The sequence below is a fragment of the Sphingomonas longa genome, from assembly GCF_016892685.1.
Classification (GTDB): domain Bacteria; phylum Pseudomonadota; class Alphaproteobacteria; order Sphingomonadales; family Sphingomonadaceae; genus Sphingomonas; species Sphingomonas longa.
The window spans coordinates 1-14,001 of sequence record NZ_JAFEMC010000002.1 but is presented as its reverse complement, the minus strand read 5'-3'; the positions used below and the strand labels follow the sequence as shown (position 1 = coordinate 14,001).

Annotated in this window: 12 protein-coding genes; 8 read left to right on the top strand and 4 right to left on the bottom strand. The window is 67.2% G+C overall.

Annotated features, from left to right (window positions below; all coding sequences use genetic code 11):
- Positions 1 to 84: 84 nt before the first annotated feature.
- The 3 genes from ILT43_RS06185 to ILT43_RS06175 are packed head-to-tail and all read left to right on the top strand — an operon-like array spanning position 85 to position 3,240.
- Positions 85 to 1,269, top strand: a complete 1,185-nt coding sequence (locus tag ILT43_RS06185) for a CaiB/BaiF CoA transferase family protein (protein WP_204196520.1) — start codon at positions 85 to 87, stop codon at positions 1,267 to 1,269.
- Positions 1,266 to 2,042: an enoyl-CoA hydratase gene (locus tag ILT43_RS06180; RefSeq protein WP_204196519.1), complete on the top strand. Its 777-nt coding sequence runs from the start codon at positions 1,266 to 1,268 to the stop codon at positions 2,040 to 2,042. The genes ILT43_RS06185 and ILT43_RS06180 overlap by 4 nt, the downstream gene beginning before the upstream one ends.
- A 10-nt stretch (positions 2,043 to 2,052) precedes the next feature.
- Positions 2,053 to 3,240 (top strand): L-lactate dehydrogenase, encoded by a 1,188-nt coding sequence (locus ILT43_RS06175; protein WP_318293470.1) that lies wholly within the window; start codon positions 2,053 to 2,055, stop codon positions 3,238 to 3,240.
- Here the strand turns inward: ILT43_RS06175 and ILT43_RS06170 are convergent.
- The gene (locus tag ILT43_RS06170) at positions 3,203 to 5,395 is read right to left on the bottom strand and encodes an outer membrane protein assembly factor BamB family protein (RefSeq protein WP_204196517.1); all 2,193 of its coding nucleotides are present in this window, start codon (positions 5,393 to 5,395) and stop codon (positions 3,203 to 3,205) included. The genes ILT43_RS06175 and ILT43_RS06170 overlap by 38 nt on opposite strands.
- Before the next feature lie 168 nt (positions 5,396 to 5,563).
- Here ILT43_RS06170 and ILT43_RS06165 point away from each other — a divergent pair, with 168 nt between their 5' ends.
- Both ILT43_RS06165 and ILT43_RS06160 read left to right on the top strand, forming a co-directional pair.
- Complete coding sequence (locus ILT43_RS06165) at positions 5,564 to 6,901, top strand: amidohydrolase family protein (RefSeq protein WP_204196516.1); 1,338 nt, start codon at positions 5,564 to 5,566, stop codon at positions 6,899 to 6,901.
- Complete coding sequence (locus tag ILT43_RS06160) at positions 6,898 to 8,211, top strand: MFS transporter (RefSeq protein ID WP_204196515.1); 1,314 nt, start codon at positions 6,898 to 6,900, stop codon at positions 8,209 to 8,211. Before ILT43_RS06165 ends, ILT43_RS06160 begins: the two co-directional genes overlap by 4 nt.
- Positions 8,212 to 8,214: 3 nt before the next feature.
- Here the strand turns inward: ILT43_RS06160 and ILT43_RS06155 are convergent, their stop codons facing one another.
- Positions 8,215 to 8,967, bottom strand: a complete 753-nt coding sequence (locus ILT43_RS06155; RefSeq protein WP_204196514.1) for a GntR family transcriptional regulator — start codon at positions 8,965 to 8,967, stop codon at positions 8,215 to 8,217.
- Between the two features lie 245 nt (positions 8,968 to 9,212).
- On the opposite strand from ILT43_RS06155, the gene ILT43_RS06150 reads away from it, so the two are divergent.
- The 3 genes from ILT43_RS06150 to ILT43_RS06140 all read left to right on the top strand — a co-directional run bounded on the left by ILT43_RS06150 (position 9,213) and on the right by ILT43_RS06140 (position 12,414).
- Entirely contained in the window at positions 9,213 to 10,526 is a 1,314-nt protein-coding gene (locus ILT43_RS06150; protein ID WP_204196513.1) for a GntT/GntP/DsdX family permease, read from the top strand.
- 104 nt (positions 10,527 to 10,630) lie between these two features.
- Positions 10,631 to 11,710 carry a substrate-binding domain-containing protein gene (locus ILT43_RS06145; RefSeq protein ID WP_204196512.1) on the top strand — a complete coding sequence of 360 codons (1,080 nt, stop codon included), beginning with the start codon at positions 10,631 to 10,633 and terminating at the stop codon, positions 11,708 to 11,710.
- Complete coding sequence (locus ILT43_RS06140; protein ID WP_204196511.1) at positions 11,707 to 12,414, top strand: DUF6445 family protein; 708 nt, start codon at positions 11,707 to 11,709, stop codon at positions 12,412 to 12,414. Before ILT43_RS06145 ends, ILT43_RS06140 begins: the two co-directional genes overlap by 4 nt.
- 223 nt (positions 12,415 to 12,637) lie before the next feature.
- Here ILT43_RS06140 and ILT43_RS06135 read toward each other — a convergent pair whose 3' ends face one another.
- Positions 12,638 to 13,456, bottom strand: coding sequence for a hypothetical protein (locus ILT43_RS06135; RefSeq protein WP_204196510.1), 819 nt, complete (start codon positions 13,454 to 13,456; stop codon positions 12,638 to 12,640).
- A gap of 91 nt (positions 13,457 to 13,547) precedes the next feature.
- A partial coding sequence (locus ILT43_RS06130) for a hypothetical protein (protein WP_204196509.1) occupies positions 13,548 to 14,001 on the bottom strand: 454 nt, incomplete at its 5' end.

Below are 14,001 nucleotides of genomic sequence, written 5' to 3'. Positions count from 1 at the left end.
TGCGACGTCACGAACATATTGTATGCAATTTTGTTATCTTGAATGCAGGACGGATGTACAAGCCGTGATGGGGGGAGTGGGACGATGACGAACAACCAGCCTTTGGCGGGCATCCGCGTCCTCGACGTGTCCCAGGTCATGGCCGGGCCGTTCTGCTGCATGTTGCTGGGCGACATGGGCGCCGACGTCATCAAGGTCGAACCGCCGCAGGTCGGCGACAGCTCGCGCCGCTCGATGGGATTTCGTCTGAAGGGAGAGGACAGCCCCGGCTTCCTGGCACTTAACCGCAACAAGCGTTCGATCGTGCTCGACCTGAAGGCGCCGGCGGATCGCGACACCTTCTATGCACTGGTCAAGACCGCCGATGTCGTGGTCGAGAATGGCCGGCCCGGCGTCGCCGACCGCCTAGGTATCGGCTACGATACGTTGCGCGCGCTGAACCCGCGGCTGATCTACGCCAGTATTTCCGGTTTCGGTCCCGGTGGCCCGTGGGCGACGCGACCGGGCTACGACTTGATCGCACAGGCGATGTCTGGCCTGATGAGCGCGGTCGGGATTCCGGATCAGGAGCCCGTCAAGAATACGACGCCGGTCGGCGATCTCGGCTCCGCGCTGTTCGCCGCCTATGGCATCCTGTCCGCGATCCTCGCGCGCCAGACCACGGGCGAGGGCCAGCTCGTCACGGCGTCGCTGTTCGAGGCGGCTCTGGGCCTGTCGATCTGGGAAACCGCCGAATTCTGGGGAACGGGCAAGAGCCCCCAGCCGCTCGGCAGCGCCAACCGCATGTCCGCCCCCTATCAGGCGGTGGAGGCGTCGGACGGCTGGTTCGTCTTCGCCGCCGCCAACCAGAAACTGTGGCTCGCCCTGCTGGCGGTGATCGGGCGCCAGGATCTGGCGGACCTTCCCCGCTTCCTCGACAACAGCGCGCGCGTGACGAACGCCCGCGAACTGATCGAACTGTTACGCCCCAGCTTCCGCACCCGCACCGCCGCCGAATGGGTCGACGCGCTGCTCGCGGCCGGCGTCCCGTCGGGGCCGATCCTCAACTACGAACAGTCCCTCGCCAGCGAACACACGCACGCCCGCGCGATGGTGCAGGACATCGCGCACCCCGTGGAGGGCAGCTTCAAGGCGCTCGGTTTCCCGGTGAAACTGTCCGCGACGCCGCAGGTCGTGCGCTTCCCGCCGCCGCTGCTCGACGAACACGGCACGGAAATCCGCCACGAGCTTGCCGACAAGGGCCTGATCGCGGAGCCTCAGGCGGCATGAGCCAAGGCGTCACCCGCTACGACAGGGTCGGCCCGGTCGGGCGCATCGTCTTCGACCGTCCACACGCCTACAACGCGTTGACGTGGGATATGTGGCGCGGGTTGGGCGAGGCATGCGCCGCCTTCGCGGCCGACCGCGACATCCGTGTCGTCACGCTGCGCGGTGCCGGCGGCAAGGCGTTCGTCGCGGGCACCGACATCGCCGGCTTCCAGTCCTTCACGACCGGCGAGCAGGGTGTCGCCTACGAGGCGGAGATGGACTCCTATGTCGGCGCGGTCGAGGCCCTGCCGCAGCCGGTGATCGCGATCGTCGACGGGTGGGCGGTCGGCGGCGGCCTCGCTCTGTCCTTCGCCAGCGATTTCCGCATTGCCGCGACCGGCGCGCGGTTCGGATCGCCGCTCGCGCGCACGATCGGCAACTGCCTGTCCGCGCGCGGCTATGCCCGGCTGGTGCAGCATGCCGGCATCGCGGTCGCCAAGCGGCTGTTGCTGGGAGCGGAGATCATCGGCGCCGGAGAGATGAAGACGCTCGGCCTCGTCAACGACCTCGTCGAGCCGGACCAGATCGACGCCACCGTCGAGGCGCTGATCGCACGCCTGCTGACCCATGCCCCCCTGACGATGCAGGTCAGCAAGGAAGCGATCCGCCGCATCGGCACCGCGAACCAGCCCGGCATCGACGACCTGATCGCCGCCATCTATGGCAGTTCGGACTTCGCGGAGGGCGTCCGCAGCTTCCTCGTCAAGGAGACGCCGGCATGGACCGGTCGATGAGTCCGCAGCCGTGACACCGGCCGGGATCGACGATTTCCGGGAGATGGCCCGCCGGCGCCTGCCGCGCTTCCTGTTCGACTATATCGACGGCGGCTCGTTCGCGGAGGAGACTCTGCGCGCCAACGAGGCGGACCTCCAGACGCTGAAGCTGCGCCAGCGCGTCATGCGCGACGTCGGCACCGTCGATCTCGGCACGACATTGTTCGGCCGCCCCGCCAGCTTCCCCGTCGCGCTCGCGCCGATCGGCCTCGCCGGCCTCTACGCACGGCGCGGCGAAGTGCAGGCGGCGCGCGCGGCCGAAGCGGCGGGCATCCCCTTCATCCTGTCCTCCTCCGCCTGCTGCGGGATCGAGGAGGTCGCGGGCGGCGTCACCGCCCCCCTGATCCTGCAATTGTACATGATCAAGGACCGCGGGTTCATGGAGGACCTGCTGGCACGCACCGCCGCCCTGGGGGTCGAGACGCTGATCCTGACCGTCGACCTCATCATCCACTCGCCGCGCCGCCGCGACGTGCGTAGCAGCCTGACCGGCGATCAGGGCCTCGCCGCCAAACTCCGCCGCTCGTTCGAGATCGCGCGCCATCCCGGCTGGGCATGGGATGTCGGCGTGCGCGGTCGCCCGCACACGCTGGGCAATTTCGCCGCGCGCATGCCCGAGGGCGCTGGGCTGGCGCAGTTCACCGCGTGGGTCGGCCGCAACTTCGACCCGACCGTGACGTGGGCCGATCTCGACTGGTTGCGGCAGCATTGGCAGGGGCGGCTGGCGATCAAGGGCATCCTCGATCCCGACGACGCGCGCGACGCGGTCGCGGCTGGTGCGGAAACGATCATCGTCTCCAATCACGGCGGCCGTCAGCTGGACGGCGCACCGTCGTCGATCGCCGCCCTGCCCGCCGTCGTCGCGGCGGTCGACGGCCGCGCCGACGTGCTGATGGACGGTGGCATCCGCTCGGGCATCGATATCCTGCGCGCACTGGCGCTGGGGGCGAAGGGCGTCCTGCTCGGCCGCGCCTGGGCGTTCGCGCTGGCGGCGCAGGGAGGCGCTGGGGTGACGACCATGTTGTCGCTGATGCGCCACGAACTGGCGGTCGCGATGGCGCTGGCCGGTCAGCGCGATGTCGGCACGGTGACCCGCGACGCGCTGGTCACCGCGCCCGACCCTACCGATCCGCCGGATAGTTGGTGGCCAGATAGCTGACCAGCGCATCGAACCTGTCGTCCGGCACCTGCGCGCCGAAGCCGACCATCTTCTCCACCGTCGCCACCCAGTCGGCGCGCGTCTTGCGCTGGCTGGTCACCTGCGCCGCGACGTGACAACTGGTGCAGGCTTTCTCGGCGAAGGCCTTCTCCGCCCCCGGCGCGAAGGACGCCGGATCGCTCCGCACAGCCGCTGCCGCGACGACGGCGGCGCGCTTCGCCTCCACCGGCACCGCCTGCGCGACCGAGGCGCTGGCGGCCGGCCGTTCTCCCTGACGCGGAAGCGCGAACACGACCAGCCGGCTCGCGGTGCCGGGGCTGCCCAGATAGGAGCCGCCCGCCGACACCACCGCGACATATTGCCGCCCGTCACGCCCACGATAGCTGATCGGCGTCGCATGCGCCGATGCCCCCAGCCGGAACGTCCACAGTTCGCGCCCGGTCGCGGTGTCGAACGCCCGAAAGCGCGAATCGTCGGACGCACCGATGAACACCAACCCGGTCGCGGTGGCGAGCGGACCGCCGACATTGGGCCGCCCCGTCTTCTGCAAGGCGGCGGGCAGGCTGTCGGTTACACCAAGCGGCACCTGCCACGCGATACGCCCGTTCGACACGTCGATCGCGGTCAGATTACCCCAGGGCGGCCGCTGGCACGGCATCCGCGCGCCGCCCATCCCGAACCACGACGGCTGCGGACCGGCATTGTACCAATTGCCCTTCGCGTCCTTCCCCATCTTCTCCACCGACGGAAGTTCGCTGGTGTTGATGACGTACAGGCCCCGCTTGCCGTCATAGGCCCCACCGCCCCAGTTCGGCCCGCCGCCGCTACCGGGCAGGCGCACCATCGGCCGGTCGGTGCGCAGCGGCTCCCACGGCGCGGCGAACCCGATGCCCTCGCTCTCGACGCGCGCGCGGCAATGCGCGGCCAGTTCCGGCGTCACCGTCGCCAGATCGTCGGTGGTCAGCGACTGGCGGATCACCGGCGGCGGCGCGGCCGGGATCGGCTGGGTGGGCCATGCCTGCTCGCCGTCCAGACTGCTTTTCGGCATCGGCGTCTCGCGCACCGGGAACAGCGGCTTGCCGGTGACCCGGTCGAGCACGAACAGATAGCCCGTCTTGTTCATCGCCGCGACCGCCGGGACTGTCCGTCCGCCGCGCCGCACCTCGATCAGGGTCGGCTGGACCGGCAGGTCGAGGTCCCAGATATCGTGATGCACCGTCTGGAAATGCCACAGATACCGTCCCGTGCGTGCATCGAGCGCCACCAGCGAGTTCGCGAACAGGTTGGCCCCCGCCCGGTCCACCCCGATCCGGTCGTAGGCGGGCGCGCCGAACGGCACGAAGACGATCCCCCGTGCTTCGTCCACCGACATGCTGCTCCATGCGTTGACGCCCGACCGTTTCGCCCAGCTGTCGCCCTGCCACGTGCCGTGGAACCGCTCGCCGGGACGCGGCACCGAGTGGAACGTCCAGAGCAGCTTGCCGGTGCGCGCGTCCCAGCCGCGCACATCGCCCGCCGGCCCCTCGACCGGCGACTCCTGCAACCGCGCACCGGTGATGACGACGTTGCCCGCGATCGCCGGCGCGCTGTTGATCTGGTAGGTATAGCCTGCCGGAAAGCCGCCGCCGTTGGTGCCGTTCATGACCTCCGCCGTGCGCAACTGGATCGGCGCGAAGTCTGCCGGCGGCTTACCGGTGGCGAGGTCGAGCGCGATCAACTGGCCCGATCGCGTGCCGAAGAACAGGCGCGGCGACGCCCCACCCCCGCGCTCGCCCGGCCAATACCCCAAACCGCGCCCGGCGATTCCGTCGTCAGCCGGCAAGGCGTACGTCCACGTCACGGCCCCCGTCGCCCCGTCGAGCGCGACGATGCGGCCGTACGGCGTCGCCAGATACAGCATCCCGCCGATCGCCAGCGGCGTCATGCTGCTCACCAGCAGGCGAGGGCTGTTGCTCTCCTGCGGCTTCAGTTCGAACGTCCAGACCGGGATCAGCCGTCGGACATTGGCGGGCGTGATGTCGCGCAACGCGGAATAGCGGGTGCCCGCCTCGTCGCCGCCGAACCCCGTCCAGTCGCCGTCCCGGCCGGACGTCGCGGCAGCAGCTCCGGCCGCCGACAGCATCAGAACTGCAATCTTCCATCCCGTCTGCCGCACGCATACTCTCCTGGTCGCCTGCGCGGCTGACCACCGCGCCTTTTTGATGTTGCATACATTATGTCTCGGTTGCATGCATAGTGGGTAAGCGGTCGACGGCGCGGACGAAAGATTGGCGAAGACGACCAGAGCGGCCGCCGGATTGCAGGCGGCAAGAGGAGGGCGAGGATGACGACTCGGTGGAAGCGATTGGGTCTTGGGCTGCTGGCCGGGGCCGCTGCGATGTGCGCCGTCGGTGCGGAGGCGGCGACGGTCGTCTATCACGGCTTCACCCTGATCGACGGCAGCGGCACCGCGCCGAAGGCCGATCAGGCGATGGTCGTCGACGATGCCGTCATCACATGGGTCGGCCCAGCGAAACAGGTCCCGCGCACACCCGGCGCAGCCCGCGTCGATCTCAAGCGCAAGTACCTGATGCCGGGGATCGTCGACCTCCACATCCATATCGGCACGGTCCGCGATCTCGTCCAGAAAGAGGGATATTTCACCCCCGACAGCGTGCGCAAGGACCTGCGCACCTATGCCGCGTTCGGCGTCACGACCGTCCAGTCGATGGGCACCGACAAGGATAGCATCATCGCCATCCGCGACACCGGCCGGAACGGTCCGCAGACGATGGCACGCCTGCTGACGGCGGGTCAGGGGCTGGTCTTCAAGGGCGGCTATGGCGGCGTTCCCGGCATCAATCACCCCGTCGCCACGCCCGCGGAAGCCGCGGCGGAGGTCGATGCGCAGGCGAAGAAGGGCGTCGATTACATCAAGCTGTGGATGGATGACGAACTCGGCGCGATGCCGAAGATGCCCTATTCCATCAGCAAGGCGATCATCGATGCCGGCCACCGCAACGGCAAGCGCGTCCTCGCCCACGTCTTCTACCTCGCCGACGCCAAGGAACTGGTGGCGCAGGGGATCGACGGCTTCATGCACAGCGTCCGCGACAAGCCCGTGGATGCGGAGCTGATCGCGGCGATGAAGGCGCGCGGCGTGTGGCAGGGTGCGGCCACCCTCAGCCGGGAGGCGGCGGTCTATGCCTTCGCCGCCGACAATCCCCGCACGCGCGATCCGTTCTTCCGCCAGGCCGCCGATCCCGCAACGATCGCGGGGCTGGAAAGCCCGGAGCGCGAGAAGACCATCGCCACCAGCCGCATCTACCCCGCCTTGCCCCGGATCGACGAACAGGCGCGCGACAACATCATGCTGCTGGCGAAGAGCGGCGTGAAGTACGGCTTCGGCACCGACGCCGGCCCGCCGGGACGCCTGCCCGGCTATTCCGAACATTGGGAGCTGGAGCAGTTGGTGAAGGCGGGCTTCACGCCTGCGGAAGCGATCCACACCGCCACCGCCCGCTCCGCCGAATGGCTGGGCACCAACGACCGCGGCCTCATCGCGCCCGGCCGGCTCGCCGACTTCGTCGTACTGAACGCCGATCCCACCCGCGACATCCTGAACAGCCGCAGGATCGCCGCGGTCTATATCGGCGGCAGCAAGGTCCCGTCGGTCCGATGAGCGACATGGCGGTTGCGGCCAAGGTGTCGGTGGCGGGGATGCGGCCGACGCGCGTGCGGCACGTCGTGCTGTGGCTGACCGTGCTCGCCTATATGATCACCTATATGGACCGGGTGGTCATTTCGGTCACCGGGCCGATGATCCAGGCGGAATATGGCCTGTCGAACCGCACCTGGGGCTGGGTGCTCGGCATCTTCCAGATCGGTTACGCGATCTTCCAGATCCCCGGCGGCTGGCTCGGCGACCGGTTCGGGCCGCGTCGGGTGCTGACCGCGATCGTGATCTGGTGGTCGACTTTCACCGCACTGACCACCGCGACGTGGAGCGCGTCGTCGCTGATCGTCTGCCGCTTCCTGTTCGGTTGCGGAGAGGCGGGTGCGTTCCCGAATGCCACGCGCTCGCTCAGCCGCTGGATGTTGCCGTCCGAACGCGGTTTCGCGCAGGGGCTGACGCATGCCGGCGCACGGCTCGGGGCGGCGCTGACGCCGGTGCTGGTCGTCTGGCTGATGCTGCATTTCGGCTGGCGTGCGCCGTTCCTGATCTTCGCGGTGCTGGGCCTGATCTGGGGGGCCGTGTGGTTCTGGTATTACCGCGACAGCCCGCAGCAGCACGCCTCCACCAACGATGCGGAACGGCGGCTGATCACCGATGCGCTCGCGCCGCAGGGGGAAGCCGGTGCCGTGACGGCAAAGGTACCGTGGCGCTTCATCCTCGCGCAGCCGCAGCTCTGGCTGATCTCGGCGATGTATTTCTGCTACGCCTATTCGATCAACATCTTCCTGACCTGGTTCCCGAAATACCTGAACGAGGTGCGTGATTTCGATCTCGCGCAGATGGGCCTGTTCGCCAGCCTGCCGCTGATGGCGGGCGTGGTCGGCGACATCACCGGCGGCTGGGTGTCGGACCGGCTGCTCCACCGCTGGGGCCATGTCACGCTGGCGCGGCGCGTCGTCGCGGTGGTCGGCTTCCTGCTGGCGGCGGTCGCGATCCCGGCGGGTGTGCTCAGCGCCTCGCCCCTGGTCAGCGTCGCGTGGTTCGCGCTGGCGGTGTTCGGGCTGGAATTGACGGTCGGCGTGTCGTGGGCGCTGACGCTGGATGTCGGCGGCATCTTCGCCGGCTCGGTGTCGGCGGTGATGAACACGTTCGGTAATATCGGCGGCGCGCTGGCCGCGGTCATCACCGGCTATATCCTGCACTGGAGCGGGTGGAATGCGGCGATGTTCGTGCTGGCGGCGCTGTCCGCGATCGGTGCGCTGCTGTTCCTGCGGATCGACGCCTCGCGGCCGATCTACCGCGCCGATACCGTCTGACGGTTACTTGCGCGGTGTCGAACCCGCCGCCGTCTGGTACGCGCGCGACCGCTCCTCGCGCCGGGCGCGCCGATGCGCGTTTTTGATGCTGTCCGCCCCGTTATCGAAATGCGACTGCATCAACTCGGCGATGGCGGGCACATCCCGCGCCCGGAATGCCTGTTCGATCAGCTTGTGTTCCTCGAACGCCGCTTCCCACCGCTCGTGATCCAGCGTGCTGACATGCCGCGCGCGTTCGGCCCGCGGCAGCAACAGCCGCCACGCGAGGATGAGCGATGCGTTGCCGGAGGATTCGACGATCAGCTCGTGGATCTGGCGGTTGGCCTCCAGATAGCGCGGCCGGTCGCGGCTCTCGAAATAGCGGGCCATGTCCTCCTGAAGTTCCGACAGCACTTCCATATCCTCCCCCCCCATCCGCTCACACGCCAACCGCGCCGCCAGCGATTCCAGCGCGCCGAGAACGGTGAACACCTCCGATGCGGCCTGCTCGTCGAGCTGACTGACCTGCACCGTGCGGTTGGGCAGCAACGTCACCAGCCCCTCGGCCGCCAGCGTGCGCAGCGCCTCGCGTACCGGTGTGCGCGACGTGCCGAACTGCTCGCTCAACGCCACTTCGCGCAGGGGTTCACCGGGCGCCAGTTCCCCCGCCAGGATCATCCGCCGCAGCATGGTGACGGCTTCCTGATGCCGGTCGCCTTTGCGAGCGGGGGGGCGATCCTCGGTCTCCGTCGCTGTCTCTGCCGTCTTCCGCTGCATCTTCGCAACCTACTCTCACTCTGCGGACACGGCAATCGGTCCACACTCAACTCCGGGGCGATGCGGATCGCTCGAATACGAGGATTGGCAGACCACCCGCGGGGTCGCGCCGCGCCGATCATGACTTCGCGACGATGCCCCGGACCGCATGTGGCAATGCCCCTTGTGCATCGCCGTCCGCGTGTCATGACAGGGCGCTATACACGCCGCGGCTTGATCCGCCGGCCTGAGGGAGCCGGCCTGTCATGACGTTGGTTGCGATCCTTGCCGCGGTAGTGTTGCTGATCCTCGCCATATCGGTCGGGCGGGTTCATCCCTTTATCGCCTTCATCGCGGCGTCCGTTCTGGCCGCCGTATTGCTGGGTCTTCCCCCCGCGAAGATCATGTCCACGATCGAGGCCGGGATCGGCGCGATGCTCGGCCCGATCGCGATCATCCTTGTCGTCGGCGCGATGTTCGGGAAGCTCGTCGCGGACAGCGGCGCGGCACGACGCATCGCCGACACGCTGTACGGCTGGTCGGGCCGGCGGTTCATCACCGTCGCGATGGCCGCGACCGGCTTTCTGGTCGGAATCCCATTGTTCTACAATGTCGGCTTCGTGCTGCTGGTGCCGTTGGTGTTTTCGGTGGGGGAGAGGGTGCGGATGCCGGCTGTGTACTTAGGCATTCCGATGCTGGCCGGGCTGTCGATCGCGCACGGCTTCCTGCCGCCGCATCCGTCGCCGACGGCGCTGGTGGCGCAGTTCGGCGCGGACATCGGACGAACGTTGATCCTGGGGCTGATCGTCGGCATCCCAACGCTGGCGATCGCAGGCCCCATCTTCTCGATCACGACGCGCGGCGTCATCGCCCGCCCGCCCGCGCTGTTCACCCCGTCCGAAGCGGCGGACGCAGCGCGCCAGCCCGGCGCCCTGCGCAGCTTCACCTGCGCCCTGCTGCCGGTCGCGCTGCTGACGCTGGCGACGATCGTCCAGTACGGCACGGCCGGCGGTTCGGCGGAGGCGCTGGTCACACTGCTCGGCAATCCGGCGCTGGTGATGCTGTTCGCGCTGGTGGTGGCGACCGTCGTGCTGGCCACGTCACAGGGCAGGACGCTGGCGCAAGTCGGTGTCGGGCAGGCGCAGGCGGTGACGGAGATCGGCGGCATCCTGCTCATCATTGCCGGCGCCGGCGCGCTGAAACAGGTATTCGTCGCGGGCGGTGCCGACGTGGCACTGGCGGCGCACCTGAACAGCATGCCGCTGCCGCCTTTGGTGCTCGGGTGGCTGCTGGCGATGACGATCCGTGTCGCGCTGGGATCGGCGACGGTCGCGGGACTGACGGCAGCCGGAATCATGCAGCCGATAGTTGCCACCCATCAGGCGGATGGCAGCCTGATGGTCCTGGCGATCGGCGCCGGCAGCCTGATGTTCAGCCACGTGAATGATTCCGGCTTCTGGATGTTCAAGGAGTATTTCGGGCTGAGCCTGAAACAGACCTTCCGCACATGGTCGTTGATGGAAACGCTGGTCGGCGTGTTCGGCCTGGGATTTACGATGCTGCTGAGCCTCGTGATCTAGGGCGCGATTTGACAGGTCGGGCTTTGTGCCATTCAAGCATTTCGTGGCCGAGAGTGCCGGCCAAGGGCAGCGCGGCACACGTACGATGATCGAGGGGAATTCGAGTGGCGCCGCACCTGAACCGCCGATCCACCCTTCGCGATGTCGCCTCTCACGCCGATGTGTCGATCAAGACGGCGTCGCGCGTCTTCAACAATGCGCCGCACGTCAGCGAGCCCGTAAGACAGCGCGTTCGTGCCGCCGCCGAGGCGCTGAACTATCACCCCAACCTGTTCGCGCAGGCGCTGGTGCGCCGCCGATCGCATCTGATCGGGCTGGTCTACGAGAACCCCTCGCCCAGCTTCGTCGTCGAACTGCAGATGGGCGTCCTGGATCGCCTGCGCAACGAGCGATACAGGCTGGTGGTGCTTCCGATCACGTCGGTGGCGAAGCGTGCGGCGGAGGTCGTAAGCCTTCTTCGATCCGCGGCACTCGACGGCGTCGTCCTCGCGCCACCGGCCTCCGACGATCCGACATTGCTCGGCGACCTGGCCAAAGCGGGCATCGCGTGCGCACGGATCGGGTCCACCACCGCGTCGGATGTGGGCCCGGAAACCCTGATGAACGATCAGGAGGCCGCCTTTCGTCTTGCGAGCTACCTGATCGAACTGGGGCATCGCGACGTCGCGGTCATTCGTGGCGACCCGACCCATCGATCGTCCGAAGCCCGCATGCGCGGCTACAGCGACGCCTTCGCGACGGTCGGCACGACCATCCGCGCAGACCGCATCCGCGACGGCCTCTATACCCGCGAAAGTGGTGAAGCCGCCGCCGGGGACCTGCTCGGTGCCGGCGACCTGCCCACCGCGATCGTCGCGCAGAACGACGACATGGCCGTCGGTGCCCTGACCGCGGCGCGCAGCCGCGGATTGTCCGTGCCCGGCGATCTGTCCATCGTCGGCTTCGATGATTCGGAGGTGTCGCGGATCGCGTGGCCGCCGATCACGACGATACGCCAGCCCGTCTTCGAAATGGCGGTCACGGCCACCGACATGGTCATCGCCCAGCTCGAGGGCCGTGACCCCGTGCGCAGGGTCGAGCATCCCTATTCCCTGCTGATCCGCCAATCCGCCGCCGCACCGAGGCTGGACGATAGTGCGAAAGCCGCTACCCGATCGTCGAAAGCTGGTGGCGAGGTTCGATGACACAGTTCCAGCTGGCACCGGGAGCGAGGCTGAACGCGACGCTGTTGGGGCAGGAACAGGAACCGCTGCTCCAGTCGGACGGGATACTTGCCGATCCGGACGAACTGGTCCGCGGTGTTTCGGCCAGCGACCTCCTGCCCGCTTATAGTCCCGCCGGCGGCTTTCCGGGTCTCAGGAGCGCGCTGCCGAGCGACTATATCCAGAAGGTGGTGAACGTCCTGACGGGCCCGATCGCCGAGGCGTTCTCACTGGGTGCGGTTCGTCCGATCCGGGCGCAGGGCGCGTTTTCCCTCGTGACCCTGCCCCCCGATGCGCTCGCCCCTCCGCAGCGAGCCCCGCACGTCGACTCGGTCGATCCGATGCAATTCGCCATCCTGCATTATCTCTGCGGCGCGGACCACGGCGGAACGTCGTTCTACCGCCATCGTGCGACCGGGTTCGAGACGTTGAGCCCGAGCCGGCTCGCCAGCTACGATGCTCACCGTGCCGGCGAAGCCACGCTGGACGGATATGTCGAGGACGGTGCGCCGTGGTTCGAACCCATCATGCAGGTGTCGGCCGAGATGAACAGGCTGATCGTCTATCGCAGCTGCGTCCTGCACTCGGGGCGCGTTCCGTCACCCGAACGGCTCAGCCCGGACCCCGAAACCGGGCGTCTGACCGCGAACATCTTCGTGACCTTCATACCGGCCAGTCTGCCCTGACGCGATCCGGACGATGCTGGTTGCCCGACCGCGCCAGCCCTTCGATCCCCACGCCCGGGTTCATCAGGCGAACGGCGAGCATGGCGAGTCGACTCCGGTCGGCACGCTGCGTCAGCGGGCGATGACACGTCTCGGCGCGGCGCAGTGTCGCAACAACGATCGTGCATCGAGAATGTCCGGGTTTGGTGGAGAGCGGACATCAAGCGTCGGCTGCGACGCGGGTTCATGCGTCAGCTGGGATCAGACTTTCTAAACCCCGAGAGGCGACAACCCAGCGGTAAAAAGCGTCTATGATGTAGACACGCAGCAAACTAGGATCGACCGTCACACGGCTGGCTTGCCCAACGCATTCGCGTCCCTGAACGATGATGGTTTGAGTAAGCCCGCGTTCGAGCAAAGAGCCCGGCTCCGATTGAAACAAACGCGTGGCCAGCACAGGCTGTTGTCTGACGAGGCAGGAGGCAAACACTAGGGCGTCAAGATCGTTGGGGAGCCTGAGCCGATTGCGAAGCCCTTCACGCTGCTGAAAGCGGCCTTGCACGGCAGCGTCTGCGGTGATTGACGGCGTCAAAGCCGCGTCGGGAGCATAGGATTTGAGCACTGACTCCACGATGACGCCCCGATCCAGTATCGATCCGCCTACGTCGGCAATCGTATATGGCTTGGCAGGCGTAGTGTACCCGGCCAAGGTTGTTGGTGGATAGCAGCCACGATGGGTCTTCCTGATCCACCCCTGAGCAAAGCGGGCGTTCGCACTGTTAGGCTCGCCATCGACCACCATCCGTATCGACTTGAAGTCACTCGACTTAAGCGCGCACCGTAAGAACATCTGGGCGTTTTCACGAGCAATCTTGCTCGAAAGCAGCGTTTGATAGTCCCAGTAAACGCCGGTCGGGAGCTTCTCGCGCGGTATTCGCAAGGCGGTGACAATGATGTCGTCTGCCGACGACGCGTCGGGAAGGATCGCCGGAACGTTCACTTTCTGCGCCGCAGCCGGCACAGCAGCCGCGAATAATGCTGCCAGTAACGCACCACGTAACATGAGCCGCTCCTTATTGACGAACGCTAGCACCAACGTACGGTTTGGCAAGAAGGTCGCATGTCCGCAGTTGGGCGATAGCCGACATGGCAGGCTAGCTACGAAGGGGCGCGCGGACGGTCAGAAGCGCAGTGAAATCTGGGTCCTCCACTGCCGCGTCTTCGTCAGCTAGCTGGTAGATACCGGGCTGCGCAGGCTCGATTGCATTGAGGACAGGAGCAATCGTGGCATCCTCGCCAGTGCCTTGGCGGATTACGATGCCGGAGTAGCGATCGACTGAAACAACCGTTCCGTGGAGCTGCCGACGCCGGATCAGGCAATCATCGTGATCGACATATGTGAGGCCGATCAGAAGCGTACAACCGACCAGATCAGCGGCAAGCTCCGCGTCCCAGTTATCTTCGCCGTCCAAGCTCTCGAACTCTGCCATCGCCACACCATGCCGCGCCGGCCGAATGTCCGCAATTGGGCGATTGTGTTGAAGAAGTCGGTGTTGGGTCTTGAGACAGGCAACGGCTGATTGACGCTGGACGGTGCTGATTGGCTCA